This window comes from Paenibacillus sp. NPDC101420 (genome assembly GCF_050277435.1).
GTDB lineage: Bacteria > Bacillota > Bacilli > Paenibacillales > Paenibacillaceae > Paenibacillus_AQ.
Genome location: NZ_JBNNSE010000001.1, coordinates 1420333 through 1438362, shown reverse-complemented (window position 1 = coordinate 1438362; position 18030 = coordinate 1420333). Strand labels below are relative to the sequence as shown.

The following is an 18030-nucleotide window of genomic DNA, read 5'->3' as shown; positions in this document are numbered from 1 at the left end:
CCACCCGGAGGGTCAATTCATAGGAACATGATTTCAACAGCGGTGTAGCCTGAAACCCAGTCCCGATCAACAGCGTGCGCCTTTTGAACCAAATCTCGTCTATTCGCCTATATCTTTTATCTCCGCTTAAATTGTTTTTAATGTGACCTTAAGGTTTAAAGTACAAAATAAGAAACAAGAAAACAAATTAATCCTTGTCAGGCGACAGGATGCAGGAGGTAAATAAACATGGACGATAACAAAAACAACTTTAATCGAGACAATGGACCAGCACCAGATCGGGATTGGGACAATAATAACCATAATAGCAATAATAATCAGTCATCCGAATCCGGATCATCATACTACTATTCTTATGGACCATTTAAATCATTGAACAAAGATGAAAGTAACGTAGACGGAAGTGCTCAGCATTACAACCGGATGGAGCCGGAGCGGGTCGAGATTACACCTCCACAGCCTGTAAAACAACTCCCATATAACAGTTCATATCGCAGTACAGGCTTTGATGGTAATGGCGGTGGACGTGGAGGAAACGGCGGAGGTGGTTCTGAAGGTGGCGGTGGCTGGCAGTTTAATAAAAAGCCAAAAAGCTCAGTGAAAACAATATTTGTTTCCTTCTTAGCGGGTATGGTCGTTCTCTCAGGTTCTATGTTCATGGCAGATCGAGGCAACTGGTTCACAGGAGATGCAGCTTCAACCATTGCGAGCTCAGAATCGAATGGAACGGCGAAGACGACGAATGAGAGTGCTAGTACTACACCTAATACTACCACTACATCATTGGTGAAAGGATCTCGTGATGTGACTGGCGTAGTTGATGCGGTTGGACCAGCAGTCGTCAAGATTGAGACGCTAGTGAAATCCGGTTCACGTAATGGAAGTTCATCCAGTCCGAATTTGAGTGATCCGTTCTCTCAATTTTTCTTCGGGGATCAATACGGTGGAAGTGGTTCTTCACAAAATGAGCAGGACTCGAAGTCAGGTTCAAATTCTTCATCGCAGCTCATCCCTTATGGAATTGGAACAGGCTTCATTTATGAGAAATCCGGATATATTTTGACCAATCAGCACGTCATTGAAAATGCCGATGTCATCCAAGTTACAGTGGATGGCGTGACTAAACCATACGAAGCAAAATTGCTAGGTTCTAGCAAAGATCTGGATTTGGCAGTACTGAAGATTGAAGGAGATACTGATTTCCCTACAGTTGCTCTGGGAGATTCGGATAGCTTGAAAGTAGGCTCGGAAGTGGTTGCTATCGGTAACCCACAAGGCTTCGACCATACAGTAACTTCTGGTGTTCTTAGTGCAAAAGGACGCAGCATCGATATCAACGAAGAAGACGGTAGTGGAACACGCAACTACAAAAACCTGCTGCAAACGGATGCTTCTATCAACCCTGGTAACTCCGGTGGTCCGTTGCTCAATATGAATGGACAGGTAATTGGTATGAACGTAGCTGTTAGCACAGATTCCCAAGGTATAGGTTTCGCTATCGCTGTGAATACGATTAAAGAGGTCGTAGATAAACTCGAAGCGAACCAAGCGATTCCAAAAGAACCCGTACCATTCATTGGTGCAACGCTTATGACGATTACAGATGAAGTAGCTAAGCAAATGGGCACGGATATTAAAGAAGGCTCTGTAGTTGCAGACATTATCTTTAAATCGCCAGCGTATGCCGCTGACTTGCGCCCTTACGATATCATTACAGGTGCAAATGGTACAAAATATGCAACAAATCAAGATCTGATCGCTTTCATTCAAACGTTAAAAGTCGGTGACAAAGTAACGCTGAATGTGGTGCGCGATGGTAAAAACATGGATCTTTCCGTAACAATCGGCAACAAGAATGATTTTGATACGACTACTGGGCAAAGTCAGAAGTAATAACACCGGACGGTGAATAACGCGGAAGGGGCAACCCTTCCGTTTTTGTCTAATCATGGTGTGACTGCTACAATATAAATAAATAGAAATGAACAATGGGGGCTGCTTGATGCGACCGAATATTCTTATTATTGATGATGATGAAAAAATTATTTCCATGCTGCGCCGGGGGTTAGCTTTTGAAGGCTACGATGTAAAGACAGCGGTGAATGGAGCGGATGGTTTACGAGCAATCCTAAGCAGCGATCCGGATGTGGTGATTTTGGATGTTATGATGCCTCAGGTAGACGGATTTGAAGTCTGTCGTCGTTTGCGAGAAGGGGGCAGTAATGTACCTGTTCTAATGCTTACGGCCAAGGATGAAATTGAGCATCGTGTGAAAGGGCTTGATCTGGGTGCGGACGATTATCTAGTTAAACCATTTGCGCTGGAAGAGTTACTTGCGCGTGTGCGAGCATTGCTTCGGCGCAAGAGTGAGCAAAGTGGCGGCAGTGAGCAAGCGGTTACTTACGAGGATATTACCTTGGATGTGGATTCACGTGAAGTGACACGCGCCGGCAAGAGACTGGAGCTGACAGCGAAGGAATTTGAGCTGCTGCATCTCTTTATGCAAAATCCGAAACGGGTGCTTTCGCGGGATCTGATCATGGATAAAATATGGGGTTATGATTATAGCGGTGAATCAAATGTACTTGAGGTATACATAGCTATGCTACGTCAAAAGACGGAGGAGCATGGCGGTAAACGCCTCATTCAAACGATCCGGGGTGCCGGTTACATTCTAAGAGGTGACAACTAACATGTCTATAAGATTGCGGCTGACTGCTTGGTATTCAGGGATTTTGGCCGTTATGCTGCTGGCCTTATCAGCCGCAATTTACGGTTTTGTCTATTTTAATACGTATGGGGACTTGAAGGATCGTCTGAAGGTACAATCTGAGCAAACGAAACTTTTATTTAGCGTTGATCGCTACAATGGTGAGCTGAAACTTGGCGGAGTCGGTCCTGAAAACTCCAATTTATATACGCAGATTTATACTTATGGCAGCAAAAGCTTGTCACAATCGACAAATATGATTAACTTTGGCCTACGGTTTGATTATCCTGCTAAAGATAAAATTGCAAAAGGATTTCGTAATGTTGTTGTGGACGGCAATCAGTTTTTGATCTACGAGATGCCTATCGAACTAGAGCATTATAATAATAATCCAGTGGCTGTATTACAAGTCGCTGCCTATGTGAATGAGCAGAATAAGCTATTGGAGCGTTTGAAAAATATATTGCTTGTCGGTTCTTTTGCTACCTTGATCGCGGCATTTACCTTTGGTTTATTCCTGGCACGTAAAGCGATGAGTCCTATTGGGAAAGTGATTGAAGCTGCAAACGGTATCCAGACTGGGACAGACCTAAGCTCCCGTATTGAATATGATGGACCTCCGGACGAAATAGGTCGTTTAATTGAGACTGTCAATAACATGCTTGGGCGGATGGAAGGATTCTACACAGAGTTAGAGGATTCTTATGCAGCTCAGCGTCGATTCGTTTCCGATGCATCACATGAGCTGCGGACTCCACTAACAACCATTCGTGGGAATATAGATCTGCTGCAAAAAGTTTGGGAGATGGAACCGGGCGAAGGGAAGATGAGCGAGGCTGAAATTCGCCAGCTCTCGATGGAATCGGTGAAGGATATCGCGGACGAGTCTAAGCGAATGAGCCGACTTGTAGCAGATATGCTCTCGCTCGCTCGTGCTGATACAGGGCGAACCTTCGAGATAGAGCCGGTAGCACTGGAACCAATGATGACTGAGATCGCGCGTAGGGCATCCTTCCTGCCTCGTCAAGCGGAGTGGGTTACAGGGGATATGTCCGTCTTAAATGGAAAATATGTTGTGGGTAATAAAGATTATTTACAACAAATGTTATTTATTTTTATTGATAATGCTTTTAAATACACGCCTTCTGGTGAGGTAAGTTTAGATACGATTTTCTATCAGAATCAGGTTGGTATTCGGATCACCGATACGGGGATAGGTATGGATAAAGATGAGGTTCCATATATTTTCGACCGTTTCTATCGTGCAGATGAATCACGTGGAATTACAGAAGGAATTGGGCTTGGTTTATCCATTGCTAAATGGATTATTGACGAGCATGGTGGGTCTGTGGAAGTTGTTACACGCCAAGGCGAAGGAACTACTTTTGTGATCTGGTTGCCGCTTCTCTTTGCTCCGCCGCTGGAATAGGGTATAATTTAAAGTGTGTCCTATTACAGAAGTCAACGAAAGCAGAAAGTTGGTGAAGTCATGGAAGTCATTAAAATTTCTCCACGGGGATATTGTTACGGAGTAGTCGATGCTATGGTAATGGCACGGCAGGCTGCGCAAAATCTCGATCTTCCCCGGCCGATTTATATACTGGGCATGATTGTTCATAATAGTCATGTCACGAATTCGTTTGAGGACGATGGCATTATTACCTTGGACGGTCATAACCGTTTGGATATTCTCGATAAAGTAGACAGTGGAACCGTTATATTCACTGCTCACGGAGTTTCACCTGAGGTACGCAAGATGGCTAGGGATAAAGGATTGACTACGGTCGACGCTACCTGTCCTGATGTGACAAAGACGCATGATCTCATTCAGGAGAAAGTCGATGACGGTTATGAGGTTATTTATATCGGCAAGAAAGGCCATCCGGAACCGGAAGGTGCTGTCGGCATTGCGCCAGAGCATGTGCATTTAATTGAAAAAGAAGATGAGATTGCAACTCTATCCATTCCTTCTTCACGGATTGTAATTACGAATCAGACCACTATGAGCCAGTGGGACATTAAGAATATTATGAAAAAGCTTCTAGAGACCTTCCCAGGTGCTGAAGTGCATAATGAGATATGTATGGCTACTCAGGTGCGTCAAGAGGCTGTAGCGGAACAGGCGGGTCAATGCGATCTAGTGATTGTCGTTGGCGATCCACGAAGCAACAACTCTAATCGTCTGGCACAGGTGTCGGAAGAGATCGCAGGTGTGCCTGCTCATCGGATTTCTGATATCTCTGAACTAAACACCGACTGGCTGAAGGGTGTAAATATTGTAGGGGTTACCTCTGGCGCGTCTACACCTACTCCAATTACCAAAGAAGTTATTAATTATTTGGAGCAGTACGATTCTGAGAATCCCGAGACATGGGAGATCAAACGTACTGTGAATATGGCGAAATTACTTCCTCCGGTTAAGAATAAGAGCACAAGCACTACTTAATGCGCTGTAAGCGAACTTATATATTTGTGTTAGGGCAAAAGCGCGTAACCTCGTCTATCGAGGTTACGCGCTTTTCTATTTAGAAAAAGCGGTTTCATCTTATAAATCAGGAAATAGGATTGACGGTAAAGGATTTTTAGAGTAAAATCGCTTTATTGGTTAAAAGCATAAAAGCTTAAAAGCTTAAAAGCGAACACGCGTCGTAGTGCGAGTGTGTTGAGCGAAATTATTATAAATTTTAAGTGTAGAGAGGAAGTTATTAAAATGATCGTCATTACATCCAATCAAACGCCAGAAGAGCAGGTTAAAGATATTATTGCAGTTATCGAAAAAGAGGGGCTGCAGGTACATCTCTCTAAAGGTGCAGATCACACTGTTATCGGTTTAGTAGGAAGTGTAACTCCTAAGCTTGCAGAGCATTTGCGGCAAATGAAGGGAGTAGAGAACGTCGTAAAGATCTCCAAGTCTTATAAGCTAGCTAGCCGCGATTTCCATCCAGAGGATACCATTATCGATATCAAGGGTGTGAAGATTGGTGGAGAGAATCTGGTGATTATGGGCGGACCATGCGCCGTTGAGTCTCCAGAGCAGATTGATGAGATTGCCCGTCTGGTTAAAGCTTCAGGTGCTCAGGTACTGCGTGGAGGCGCGTTTAAGCCGCGTACAGGTCCATACAGCTTCCAAGGTGTAGGTGTAGAAGGTTTGACTATGATGGCTGAAGCAGGAAAGCGTCATGGCCTATTAACCATTACAGAGGTTATGACACCAGAGTATGTGGATATTTGTGCAGAGCATGCTGACATCCTCCAGGTGGGTACACGGAACATGCAGAACTTTGATTTGTTGCGCAAGCTGGGTACTTGTGGAAGACCTGTCCTTCTGAAACGCGGCTTCAGTGCAACCTATGATGAATTGCTCAATGCAGCGGAGTACATTTTGGCAGGCGGAAATAAGGATGTAATGCTCTGTGAGCGTGGTATTCGTACATTTGAGACTTACACACGCAATACGCTGGATCTATCGGCTATTCCGGTTTTACAAAGCTTAAGCCACCTTCCGGTAATCTCTGACCCAAGTCACGGCACTGGACGTCGTGAGTTAGTTGAACCTATGGCTAAAGCTTCGGTTGCAGCTGGTGCAAATGGTCTAATCATCGAAATGCACACAGATCCGGACAATTCCATGACAGGTGACGGTGTTCAATCGTTATTCCCTGAGCAGTTCGATAATCTGCTTAAGGATCTAGAAAAGCTTGCTCCGATTGTTGGACGTAAGTTTTCAACTTCGCCAGAAACCGTTTCGGCGCTATAATTTTTAAGAATATAACAACCTTGGAAGTCCTCTAAACCCGCGGTACAGCGGGATAGTAGGGCTTCTTTGCTATTGGATAAGTTAGAAATGTTATGAATATTAGCGAAAATAATGGATTTCACGAAAGCGTTAGAATATCTTACATTGCTGAAAGAAATACCTGACATAAGCATTGACGATGTTAGGTATGAGATTTATAATGACGACAGCAAATAAAAATGAAACAAGAACATTTGCATACTGTGAGGGGCTTAATGTTCGGAACTTGGGGGAGGAAAAATTCATGTCGGTTGAAAAAGTGTTGCAAACAATTAAAGAAAACAATATCGAGTGGGTAGATTTTCGATTCGTAGATTTAGGTGGCCGTGCTCACCACATTTCTCTGCCTGCTTCTGAAGTGGAAGATGAAACTTTTGTAAATGGGGTAGCATTCGACGGTTCTTCCATTAAAGGATTCCGTGGTATTGAAGAATCAGACATGGTTATGATGCCTGATCCGAACAGTGTGTTCATTGATCCGTTTACAGCTCATCCAACGCTGAACGTTATGTGCGACATTTTCACTCCTGATGGTGAACGCTATGAGCGCGATCCTCGCGGTATTGCTGTGAAAGCAGAAGAATTCCTTCAGAAGAGCGGAGTTGGAACATCAGCATTCTTCGCACCTGAGTCTGAATTCTTTATCTTTGATGATGTTCGTTACGAGAGCGGTATGAACAGCTCCTCATTCTTCGTAGACTCTGAAGAAGCGGCTTGGAATACGGGTCGTAAAGAAGAAGGCGGCAATCTTGCATTTAAAGTTGGCGTTAAAGGTGGATATGTACCTGTAGCACCTGTGGATTCCCAACAGGATATCCGTAGTGAAATGTGTCGTCTGCTTGCTGAAGTGGGACTGCGCATTGAGCGTCATCACCACGAAGTAGCAACTGCAGGCCAAGCGGAAATTAACTTCCGTTTTGATACCTTAAAGAAAACTGCTGATAATCTCATGACTTATAAATATATTGTACAAAACACTGCACGTCAGTACGGCAAAGTAGCAACCTTCATGCCAAAACCACTGTTTGGCGATAATGGTAGCGGAATGCACGTACACCAATCGATCTTTGACGGAGACACTCCTTTGTTTTACGAAAAAGGCGCTTATGCTAACTTGAGCGAAATGGCGCTTCACTACATCGGCGGTATTTTGTACCATGCACCAGCCTTGATCGCTTTGACTAACCCAAGCACCAACTCATTTAAACGTTTGGTTCCTGGTTACGAAGCACCGGTTAACTTGGTATACTCCAAAGGAAATCGTTCTGCAGCAGTTCGTATTCCAGTAGCGGCTGTGACACCAAAGGGCTGTCGTATCGAGTTCCGTACACCGGACTCCACCGCTAACCCTTATCTGGCATTTTCCGCAATGCTGATGGCAGGTCTGGACGGAATCAAGAACAAGATCAACCCACAAGAACTGGGTTACGGTCCTCTGGATAAGAACATCTACGAATTGTCCGATGCAGACAAAGAAAAGATTCGCAGCGTTCCAGGTAGCCTTAGCGAAGCGCTTGATTCTTTGGAAGCTGATTACGAGTTCCTTACAGAAGGCGACGTATTTACTAAGGACTTCATTGATAACTATATTGCTCTGAAACGTTCCGAGGCTCAAGAGGTTGCGATTCGTGTTCATCCACATGAATATTCTCTGTACTTCGACCTGTAAGATTACTCAATCATATAAAGCTTTAACCAATAAAGGTGTTCCTAAGTCATGGAAATAACTTAGGAACACCTTTTGTATTGATCCTAACAAAAATGAGGATATCTTTGGCCATTGATATGGCTAAGGATATCCTCATTTTAGCTTCTATAGTTTAATATTCTGCCCTGTAGTTCCGCTTTAATTAAGTAGAGGTATCACTTGGGGATCTATACTAAACCCCGCTCAGGAGCTCCGCAGGATTCTCTTATGATGAGCTCTGGCTCGACGCTGAAAGAGCTCGTGCCTGATTGATTGTTTATTAGATCATACAGCATTAACGCGGCTAGACGACCAATCTTATCTTTATTTTGCTTAATCGTAGTCAAGAGTGGTGTTGTGTAATTGCAGGCTTCGATATCGTCACAGCCAATAATCGCGACGGTTCCAGGAACAGCAATAGCAGATTCCTTTAGGGCACGCATAGCCCCAATAGCAAGCTGATCAGAAGCCGCGAAGATCGCTCTGGGCAAGTTTCCATTCGAAATCATTCTACGCATGGTTTCATAACCGCTGGCTTCAAAGAAGTTGCTGCCGTTTAAGAACCAGTTTTCGTTGATCGGTAGACCTAAATCTTCTAGCGCTTTGCGGAAACCACTTTCACGTATATTGGAGATTTCTGACTCAGAGGAGCTGCCGATATAACCAAGTTCTCGATAGCCTAATAAGTAAAAGTGTTCGACTACCTTGGTAGATAACTTAAAATTATCAGACATGATATAACCCGAATTGTCGCCTGATAGCTTTAAATCTACGCCGATGCATGGGATAGAACTATTATCCAATTCGCTGATGGAGGTTTCTAGCTCTTGTCCGGTAATAAGTAGGCAGCCATCCACATTAAAATGCAAACAACGGGCAAGATAATCATTGGTATCGCCACTTTGGAATTTTTCGTTAGAGAAAAAGATCAGGTCGTAACCTAGCAGTCCCATTTGTTTTTTGAAGGAATTTAGAACTTCGATGAAAAAAGGGTGGGTAAAGTCAACGTTCAGCATTCCTGCAAAAATAACACCAATTAGATTCGATGATTTTGTAGCTAATGTTTTTGCTGAATTGGAGGGAGTATATCCAGTTTCCTTTATGATTTGTTGTACCCTAGTCTTGGTGTCTTCCGAAATGTCGCTGTAGTTATTTATGATTTTAGATACTGTCGAAACAGAAACTCCAGCTATTTTCGCTATGTCTTTAATGTTATAGGCCAACTTTAGTCCTCCTTATGATGCGAAATACTCCGTAATCTATGATAAAAGTATCGTTGAGTTAAACTTTTTTTGGATTTCAAATATGAATTACGAAACGTTTTCGTAAATGATTTTATAATTATATAGGTAGATAGTCAATGGGATGTTTGGCGTTCAAGCAGATATATCCTTTATTTTAAAGGGTTTTGGAGAATTTCAGTTCAAGAATAGTTCAAAGATAAAGAATAAAAAAGACTTTACAAAGATAAATAACGATGTAATAATAAAAACAACGAAACCGCTTTCTGTATTATAATCGCTAACGTTTCGTAATTTCAATAATTAAGATGGTGTTTCGTTAAGAGGTCATACAAATCATCTGGGGGGTAACAAAAATGGTAAAGAAGCTTTCTGCGGTATTGTTGAGCTCAGCGCTAGTGCTCTCATTAGCAGCATGTGGAAGCGGCAACAACACAAATAGTGAGGCTACTTCGGGCAACGGAACAAGCAAGCCCGCAAATGGTGAGAAAAAGGTTATTAAAATCTTGCACTGGAAACAAGAAAACATTAACAAGGTTATTACAGACATTAATAAGAAGTTTGAAGAGAAATATCCAGAATACAAGATTGAGTACACGACGACAGGTCCGGACGATGAATTTAAACAAGCACAAAGAGCAAGAATTACAGCTGGTGACGTAGACGTCCTTGCTGATTTGTCCGGTATGAGATTGTCTCCGAAAGATTGGACACCAGGTGCGAAAGTGCCAGACTGGCAACAATGGATTGATTCCGGTTTGATTGCTGATCTGAGCAACGAAGCTTTCGTTAAAAACTACAATGCGAATGATATTGCCAAAGCGGGTACTTACAACGATAAAGTGTATGCGATCCCAACCGGTAAAGTAGCAATGTCAGGTTTCTTCTATAATAAAGAAATTTTTGAACAAAACGGTTTGACTGTTCCAACAACATGGACAGAGTTCATCAGTGTTCTAGATACTTTGAAATCCAAGAGCATTGTGCCAATCGTAGTGGCTGGTAAAGACGTATGGCCTTTGAAACTGCCAGTGTTCGGCTTGCAAGCTAAGATTCTAGGCGGCGGCGACCAACAAAAATGGATTGAAGGCGTTTGGAAAGGCACTTCGGCGTTCAACGATGCTGAGGCTGTAGAAGTTTTGGATAAAATGAAGACCCTTCAAGATAACTACATCATCGATGGTTTCTTGGGTATTGACTATGCAACAGCACCTTCGTACTTCGCAACAGGTAAGGCAGCTATGATTGCTGACGGAACTTGGGATGCACCTACAATCGCTGCGGCAAATCCTGATGTGAAATTCGGATACTTCCCAATCCCTGCTACTGAAGATGCTGCTAAGAACGCTTCTCTTGTCGGCAAATACGATGTAACTTGGTATGCAGCAGAAAAAGGTCCGAACAAAGAAGGCGCATTGAAATGGTTGGAATTCTTCTCTGAACCAGAAAATTACACGGAATATGTTAAGGCTGCCGGATTCGTGCCAACACAAGATAACATCGCAACTGGCAGTGACTTCATTGATAACGAACTTGCCCAATACATGGCAGAAGACTTTGAACTTGCTTATGAAATCATTATGATTAACCGCGACAATGTAGGCGAGCACATTGCTGCTGAAGGCGTTCACACTGAATACCTGGCACCAGGCGGCGAATTCAAAACCGCTAAAGAACTTGCAGATGTACAACAAAAAGAATGGGAAGCAGCAGCTCCTAAATAAGCTGTTATCCTAATAAACAGACATCTACAACATACTGTGCACCATCATGTACTACAACATCGGGGTCTGTTCGTACAGACCCCGATCATTTTATTGAATTAGGATTGGGTAGGTGAGAGAAATGTATCCGTTCGGAAAAGGTATAAAAAGATATTTACCGCTTCTGCTGCTTATGATTCCATTATCGTTGTACGTTATTTTTTATTTTGGACCCTCTATGATGACGGTCATTTATTCATTTACAGATATTACTAACGTTCCAGGAAGCAAATTGAATTTCGTAGGCCTTGACAATTATTACAGTGTTTTTAACTCCGGAAATTCAGGCGAACGATGGGATTCCATTATACGAACAGTTTATTTCATGGTCATTGTTACAATCGTACAAAACGGTGTCGGTCTCCTTATGGCCGTAGTGATTAATCAGAAGCTGAAAGGCGATTATTTTTATCGCGCAGTTTTCTTTTTGCCGGTTGTGCTCGGTGTATCGGTAGTTGCACTGGTATGGGGCTTGATGTTCGATCCGCTAAGTGGTCCCGTAAATCAACTGTATGATTCATTGTTCGGTTATAAAGATATGTTCTTTGGAAGCTTCACCCATGCGTTTGGTTATATTATATTCACGCAAATTTGGATGTACATGGGTTACTCCATGCTGATTTTCCTTGCAGGACTTCAATCCGTTCCGAAGGATCTGTATGAAGCTGGATATATTGATGGAACCACGAAGTGGCAATCTTTTAAGAACATTACGTTCCCACTTATTGCTCCATCGTTCACCATTAATATTATTTTGTCCATTATCGGTGCGATGTCGACCTTTGATATTATTCTCGCAACTACGGACGGTCGCTTTAACACAAGAACGATGGCTTATGACGTGTATAAAGAGACGTTCCGTGGTTCTCTACAGATGGGACTTCCATCCGCGCTTTCTGTGGTGCAGTTCCTTATGATTCTGGTCTTCGTTGTATTTGCAGTTAAACAAATGCGTAAGAGAGAGGTGGAGTATTAATGAAAGATTCCAAAACCGCCAAAACTCTCTCCTATATTCTGATTGCAGTATTGCTTGTTTTGTATATCATGCCACTATTGTTTGTAATAAACATTTCATTCAAGTCTTTTTCGGACTATTTGCTAGACCCGATCGGACTTGTGAAAAGTATTCAATGGGATAATTACAAGGAAGCTTGGTTAAAAGGTAATTTCTCTAATTATTTCATTAACAGTTTGCTGTACACAGTTGTAGCAACAGTGCTAACACTAATCGTATCGTTATTCGGAGCTTTCCCGGTGGCGAGAAATTATGTGAAGTGGAGCGGGTTTATTTATTTATTCTTCTTGATGTCACAGTTCTTGCCTAACCCTATGGTTGCACAGTTCAAATTGATGCTTACCTTGAAACAAGAGCTTGGATTCGTGGGCTATGATACGAAGCTGGGTTATATTCTCCTAAAAACAGGAGGAACAGGGATCGTCTTCATGATGTTCGTAGGTTATATTAAAGGGATCAGCCGTGAGATGGATGAAGCTGCAGGTATGGATGGTGCTGGGTATATGCGGTATTTATTCCAGATCATTATGCCACTGATGAAACCTGTTATCGCAACAGGTGTTATCCTGACGGCGATTACCATTTGGAATGACTTTGTAGGTCCAATCATGTATTTGCCAAGTCCGGAACATTATCCAATTACCTTCGGGCTTAAAGAATTCCGCGGTCAATACGGAAACAACTGGCCTATGTTGGCGTGCGGTATCATGATCGTATCCGCACCACTTATCGTCCTGTACACCTTCATTCAAAAGTATATCGTTGACGGTGCATTGGCAGGTGCGGTTAAAGCTTAAGTAGATGTGTAAATGAGAGGATGGGGACAATGGACCGCAAAAAAATTCAAGGCTTTGAATTCACCGGAAAGGACGGGGAGTTCAAGCTTCAGCAACCGGATCATAGTAGTTTCTTATATTTCCCTCTAGTAAATGAGGGGGGAATGATGTCGACTGTAACCCCGAAGCTTCATGGTCAGGCGACAACAGGTCATAATACATTTTTAACACCGCCATTATCTGTTGAAGATTTGCATAATTCACGCGCCTCGCGTAATTTCTGGGTTTACGTCGATGGCAAAGGTGCTTGGTCTGCAGCTGGAAACTCTGCTAAGCAAAATGCAGCGTTCTACACCCCATCTGCTGATGATGCAGTACTTGAGGCTGGATTTCTATGGCATCGTGTGACTCGCAGCAACTCTGAGATGGGTGTCAAAGCTGAGATTACCAGCTTCGTACCTAGCGGTAACGACAAGGTAGAACTTATGAAAGTTACGTTGACGAATACGGGAACAGAGGAGCTTACTCTTACGCCAACGGCGGTAGTTCCCTTGTATGCCCGTTCCGCAGATGATCTGCGCGATCACAGACATGTAACTTCACTGCTGAACCGGATTTACACCTCAGCTTATGGTGTTGAGGTTCAACCTGCACTATCTTTCGATGAGCGTGGTCATCGCATTAATCACACTTCTTACGGTGTATTTGGTGCAGAAGGTGATGGCAGTCAGCCTGATGGTTTCTTCCCGATTCAAGAAGAATTTATCGGTGAAGGTGGAAGTCTTGACTGGCCAGAAGCTGTTATTCTGAATGCTACGCCAGAGATTGGTAAAGGTGGAGGAGTGGATAGAGAGGGTTATGAAGCCGTTGGTGGTCTTCGTTTTGCTTCAATTACCTTGTCTTCTGGTGCAAGCCATTCTTATGTCGTAGTTATGGCAATTGATAGTGATAGAATTAACGTTGAAGCGTTGATGAGTAAATATGGTACATCTGAAGCTTTTGATCATCTGCTAGAGGAAACTAAAATGTTCTGGGCAGACAAAGTGAATATGGTTGAATTTCATACCGGCGACTCGGATGCAGATCAATGGATGAAATGGGTAACCATCCAACCAGTCCTTAGAAGACTGTATGGTAACTCCTTCTTACCGTATCATGATTATGGAAGAGGCGGACGTGGCTGGCGAGATCTTTGGCAAGACTGTCTGGCACTGCTCATTATGGAGCCTGCCGAAGTTCGCAGCCTACTCTTCAACAATTACGCTGGTGTGAGAATTGATGGCAGTAACGCAACCATTATCGGTCAACAGCCAGGTGAATTTATCGCTGACCGTAACAATATCCCTCGTGTATGGATGGATCATGGGGCATGGCCATTTTTAACAACGATGCTCTATCTGGATCAGAGTGGTGATCTTGATTTCTTGTTGCAAGAACAGACTTATTTCCGGGATACTTTTATGAGTCGTTGTAAGGAACGTGACACTTCATGGAATACCTCTGTAGGCAGTGATCTTAGAACAGTTTCTGGGGAAATCTACAAAGGTACAATTCTGGAACACATTTTACTGCAAAATCTAGTTCCGTTCTTTAATGTAGGAGAACATAATAATATCCTGCTCGAAGGCGCGGACTGGAATGATGGCCTTGATATGGGGGCGGATCGCGGAGAGAGTGTAGCATTTACATCTTTCTATGCTAGCAATCTATTGGATATTTCCCGGGTCCTACGTAACCTTAAGACTTCTAAAGGTCAGGAAACTGTTGAATTAGCCGAAGAAATGCAGCTACTGCTGGATACCCTTAACGAGTCTGTGGATTATGGTTCTGTATCAGGTAAACATGAGAGATTGGATCGATATTATGCTGCCGCACCAAATAAGGTGAGTGGAGTTCGTGTATCTCTCGATATTGATAAAGTAGCTGACGATCTGGAACAAAAAGCGGAATGGTTATTTAACCATTTGCGTAGCAACGAGTGGGTACAGAGTGAGAATGGCGATGGCTGGTTTAATGGTTATTATAATAACGATGGTGAACAGGTAGAGGGTGAATTTTCTGAAGGCGTTCGTATGACGCTTACGGGCCAAGTGTTCCCGCTTATGGGTCATGCAGCGGCTCCGGAGCAAATTCCACACATTATAGCTGCTGTAGATCGTAATCTATTTGATGATAAGATTGGATACAGGCTTAATTCACGTTTCGGTGGGATTCAGCAAAATCTGGGTCGTGCTTTTGGTTTTGCTTTTGGCCATAAAGAAAATGGGGCCATGTTCAGTCACATGACCATCATGTACGGAAATGCGTTGTACAAACGTGGTTATGTAAAAGAAGGTCATAAGGTCCTCGAATCTCTTTACAGCTTGAGTACGGATTTCGAAAAAGCTCGTATCTACCCAGGTATTCCTGAATATATTAACGAGCAAGGCAGAGGGATGTACACGTATCTAACAGGCTCCGCAAGCTGGCTCTTGCTAACCATGGTCACTGAAGTATTTGGTGTGAAGGGCAAGCTGGGAGATCTATTGTTAGAACCTAAATTAGTAAAAGAACAATTTGATTCCGAGGGTAAAGCATCAATTAAGACGATCTTTGCAGATCGTGAGTTTGAAGTGGTCTATAAAGCCACTGGAAGCTTTAACTACGGAGAGTACCAAATACACTCCGTTACGTTGAACGGCAGCGAGGTGACGCTGCAGCGCGGCTCAGGAAGTGCGATTATTCCACGTGAGGAGCTACTTGCTCTGCAGACAGAGAAGCTTCACGTGATTGAAGTGACTCTGGCGTAATCTTAACTAGAATTTTTATAAACGTCTGCACCGTTATGAATAGCGGCTGCAGACGTTTTTTTGAAAATTATAAAAACTAAGGTTCTTCATAAATGATATAATGGGGCTAATTTACTTATTTGTTGAATGATTGAAAGGGGTTTGTGTAGGATGGGTTACAGGCTGTCAAATGGCGTATTATCTGTGGATATCGCTGATATTGGAGAAGATTATAAAGGGACTCGTTTTGACTGGACGGGGTTTATCACACAGGTTACGTTAGAAAAGGGTAACCATACGTTTTGTGTGCCAGAGAGCTTGAAGGAAGGCGAGGGTACTGGCGGAAGTGGACTATGCAACGAGTTTGGCATTTCCCGGGCAATTGGGTATGATGAAGCGCCGATCGGAGGCTGGTTTCCAAAGCCCGGAATCGGATTGTTACAAAAGCTGGATTCGCAGAGCTATAGCTTTCATAATAAATATCCACTAACCCCCTTTGCTGTTGATATGGAGGTTAGGGATGATTCGATTACATATACTGTCCAGCCGATGGAAAGTAATGGATACGAGATGCTTTTGACCAAAACGATCTCTATAAAGGACGACCAATTGAAAATTGCATATGAATTGCATAACAAAGGGGATAAGCCAATCCAAACCGAGGAGTACATCCACAATTTCGTAGGAATTGATGGTTTGAATATAGGTTCGGATTTTGAGTTGCGCCTCTCGAATGGGCTCAAAGTAGTAGAACCAGAATCTCAATACACGAATAATTTGCTGGAGGTATCTGGTAATACCCTTACTTGGTCAGAAGAGCCAGACCGGTCATTTTACTGCAAGCTGAGTGGCTGGGGAGGTCCAGAGGCTGAGTTCAATTGGGAGTTGGTTCATAAGCCTAGTGGAACAGGAGTACGCGAGAGCGGAGATTTCCCAGTAGCACGAATGGCGCTATGGGGAGAACGTCATGTGGTCTCACCTGAAGTTTTTGTGAACATTAGTCTTTTACCGCATGAAAGCAAGTCCTGGAGCCGAACTTATCATTTTTTCACGTCATGATAAGCAGTAATCAAAGCTTTTATGTGAATAATTATACTTGCTGGTGTGTGAGATTATTGCTATCATAAGCGATATCCATATTGATAGGAGAGAAAGGGTGGGGAGTAGTTTTGAATAAGAGAGCATACAATTTTAATGCCGGACCGGCAGCATTGCCGCTTACGGTACTGGAACGCGCACAAGCGGAGTTTGTTGATTTCCGAGAAAGTGGAATGTCTATCATGGAGATGTCGCACCGTGGAGCAATCTACGAATCCGTGCATAATGAAGCGCAGGAACGTCTGCTTTCGCTCCTCGGCAATCCGAAGGGCTATAAGGTATTGTTCGTACAAGGTGGAGCAAGCACACAGTTTGCTATGATCCCTATGAACCTGATTTCCGAAGGCCAAGTAGGTAGCTATGTTATGACAGGTAGCTGGGCAGATAAGGCTTATAAAGAAGCTAAATTGGTAGGGGGCGCTCATGTTGCTGCTTCTTCCGAAGACAAGAAATTCTTAGCTATACCTGAATTGAGTTCGATTAAAGCTGCGGAAAATGCTGCCTACCTTCACGTTACTTCCAATGAGACCATTGAAGGAACGCAATATGCAGAATATCCGGATGCTGGCTCGATTCCGCTCATCGCAGATATGTCCAGTGATATCCTTTGCCGGCCAATCGATGTCAACCAATTCGGAATGATCTATGCTGGAGCACAAAAGAACCTTGGTCCTTCCGGTGTGACTGTAGTTATTGCTAAAGAGGAATTGCTCGCAGAATCACCTTCTAACATTCCAACTATCATGCGTTACAGCACTCATTACAAAAATAACTCTCTTTACAATACACCTCCATCTTTCTCTGTATATATGGTTAACGAAGTATTAAAATGGATTGAGGAGCAAGGTGGTCTTGCTGGTATCCATTCCAAGAACCTTGAAAAAGCGGGTCTATTATATGATCACATCGATGGAAGTGACGGCTTCTACAGTGGTGTTGCTGAGAAGAGCAGTCGCTCCATTATGAACGTTACCTTCCGGATGCAATCAGAAGAACTCGAAAAACGGTTTGTTAAAGCTGCTGAACTGGAAGGTTTTGTCGGCTTAAAGGGACATCGTAGTGTGGGTGGCTTGCGCGCTTCCATTTACAATGCAGTTCCTTACGAAAGTGTTAAAGCACTTTCTGATTTCATGAACCATTTCCGGCAAACTCAAGGTTAATGAACTCTATCGTAAA

The 18030-nt window shown here is 43.2% G+C and carries 13 protein-coding genes; 12 read left to right on the top strand and 1 reads right to left on the bottom strand.

From position 1 onward, the window contains the following. Positions 1 to 228 precede the first annotated feature (228 nt). The 6 genes from ACQKMP_RS06315 to glnA all read left to right on the top strand — a co-directional run bounded on the left by ACQKMP_RS06315 (position 229) and on the right by glnA (position 8175). A complete protein-coding gene (locus ACQKMP_RS06315; protein WP_042186226.1) occupies positions 229 to 1893 on the top strand; it encodes a S1C family serine protease in 1665 nt (554 codons plus the stop codon). 109 nt (positions 1894 to 2002) lie between these two features. Continuing rightward, on the top strand, positions 2003 to 2692 hold the full coding sequence (locus ACQKMP_RS06310; protein WP_042125657.1) for a response regulator transcription factor: 690 nt from the start codon (positions 2003 to 2005) through the stop codon (positions 2690 to 2692). 1 nt (position 2693) lies between these two features. Further along, a complete protein-coding gene (locus ACQKMP_RS06305) occupies positions 2694 to 4139 on the top strand; it encodes a sensor histidine kinase (protein ID WP_042186227.1) in 1446 nt (481 codons plus the stop codon). Positions 4140 to 4199: 60 nt separating this feature from the next. Beyond that, positions 4200 to 5156, top strand: a complete 957-nt coding sequence (locus ACQKMP_RS06300; RefSeq protein ID WP_042186228.1) for a 4-hydroxy-3-methylbut-2-enyl diphosphate reductase — start codon at positions 4200 to 4202, stop codon at positions 5154 to 5156. A gap of 264 nt (positions 5157 to 5420) precedes the next feature. Beyond that, positions 5421 to 6467, top strand: a complete 1047-nt coding sequence (gene aroF / locus ACQKMP_RS06295; RefSeq protein ID WP_042186231.1) for a 3-deoxy-7-phosphoheptulonate synthase — start codon at positions 5421 to 5423, stop codon at positions 6465 to 6467. A gap of 283 nt (positions 6468 to 6750) precedes the next feature. Further along, a complete protein-coding gene (glnA, locus tag ACQKMP_RS06290) occupies positions 6751 to 8175 on the top strand; it encodes a type I glutamate--ammonia ligase (RefSeq protein ID WP_042186233.1) in 1425 nt (474 codons plus the stop codon). Positions 8176 to 8381: 206 nt separating this feature from the next. On the opposite strand, the gene ACQKMP_RS06285 is transcribed toward glnA, so the two are convergent. After that, complete coding sequence (locus ACQKMP_RS06285; RefSeq protein ID WP_042186234.1) at positions 8382 to 9416, bottom strand: LacI family DNA-binding transcriptional regulator; 1035 nt, start codon at positions 9414 to 9416, stop codon at positions 8382 to 8384. Positions 9417 to 9790: 374 nt separating this feature from the next. Here ACQKMP_RS06285 and ACQKMP_RS06280 point away from each other — a divergent pair, with 374 nt between their 5' ends. The 6 genes from ACQKMP_RS06280 (at position 9791) to serC (ending at position 18014) form a co-directional block, all read left to right on the top strand. Continuing rightward, entirely contained in the window at positions 9791 to 11158 is a 1368-nt protein-coding gene (locus ACQKMP_RS06280) for an ABC transporter substrate-binding protein (RefSeq protein WP_427469025.1), read from the top strand. A 121-nt stretch (positions 11159 to 11279) separates the two neighbouring features. Then, the gene (locus ACQKMP_RS06275) at positions 11280 to 12173 is read left to right on the top strand and encodes a carbohydrate ABC transporter permease (protein ID WP_042186236.1); all 894 of its coding nucleotides are present in this window, start codon (positions 11280 to 11282) and stop codon (positions 12171 to 12173) included. Further along, complete coding sequence (locus tag ACQKMP_RS06270) at positions 12173 to 13009, top strand: carbohydrate ABC transporter permease (RefSeq protein WP_042186238.1); 837 nt, start codon at positions 12173 to 12175, stop codon at positions 13007 to 13009. The genes ACQKMP_RS06275 and ACQKMP_RS06270 overlap by 1 nt, the downstream gene beginning before the upstream one ends. Before the next feature lie 29 nt (positions 13010 to 13038). After that, entirely contained in the window at positions 13039 to 15777 is a 2739-nt protein-coding gene (locus ACQKMP_RS06265) for a GH36-type glycosyl hydrolase domain-containing protein (protein ID WP_042186240.1), read from the top strand. Positions 15778 to 15927: 150 nt separating this feature from the next. Further along, positions 15928 to 16815 (top strand): hypothetical protein, encoded by an 888-nt coding sequence (locus ACQKMP_RS06260; RefSeq protein ID WP_427469024.1) that lies wholly within the window; start codon positions 15928 to 15930, stop codon positions 16813 to 16815. A 110-nt stretch (positions 16816 to 16925) separates the two neighbouring features. After that, on the top strand, positions 16926 to 18014 hold the full coding sequence (serC, locus tag ACQKMP_RS06255) for a 3-phosphoserine/phosphohydroxythreonine transaminase (RefSeq protein WP_042186243.1): 1089 nt from the start codon (positions 16926 to 16928) through the stop codon (positions 18012 to 18014). The last annotated feature ends 16 nt before the right edge of the window (positions 18015 to 18030 follow it).

Coding starts and splice junctions, on each gene's coding strand:
- ACQKMP_RS06315 (WP_042186226.1), top strand. CDS start 229: ATGGACGATAACAAAAACAACTTTAATCGAGACAATGGACCAGCACCA.
- ACQKMP_RS06310 (WP_042125657.1), top strand. CDS start 2,003: ATGCGACCGAATATTCTTATTATTGATGATGATGAAAAAATTATTTCC.
- ACQKMP_RS06305 (WP_042186227.1), top strand. CDS start 2,694: ATGTCTATAAGATTGCGGCTGACTGCTTGGTATTCAGGGATTTTGGCC.
- ACQKMP_RS06300 (WP_042186228.1), top strand. CDS start 4,200: ATGGAAGTCATTAAAATTTCTCCACGGGGATATTGTTACGGAGTAGTC.
- aroF (WP_042186231.1), top strand. CDS start 5,421: ATGATCGTCATTACATCCAATCAAACGCCAGAAGAGCAGGTTAAAGAT.
- glnA (WP_042186233.1), top strand. CDS start 6,751: ATGTCGGTTGAAAAAGTGTTGCAAACAATTAAAGAAAACAATATCGAG.
- ACQKMP_RS06280 (WP_427469025.1), top strand. CDS start 9,791: ATGGTAAAGAAGCTTTCTGCGGTATTGTTGAGCTCAGCGCTAGTGCTC.
- ACQKMP_RS06275 (WP_042186236.1), top strand. CDS start 11,280: ATGTATCCGTTCGGAAAAGGTATAAAAAGATATTTACCGCTTCTGCTG.
- ACQKMP_RS06270 (WP_042186238.1), top strand. CDS start 12,173: ATGAAAGATTCCAAAACCGCCAAAACTCTCTCCTATATTCTGATTGCA.
- ACQKMP_RS06265 (WP_042186240.1), top strand. CDS start 13,039: ATGGACCGCAAAAAAATTCAAGGCTTTGAATTCACCGGAAAGGACGGG.
- ACQKMP_RS06260 (WP_427469024.1), top strand. CDS start 15,928: ATGGGTTACAGGCTGTCAAATGGCGTATTATCTGTGGATATCGCTGAT.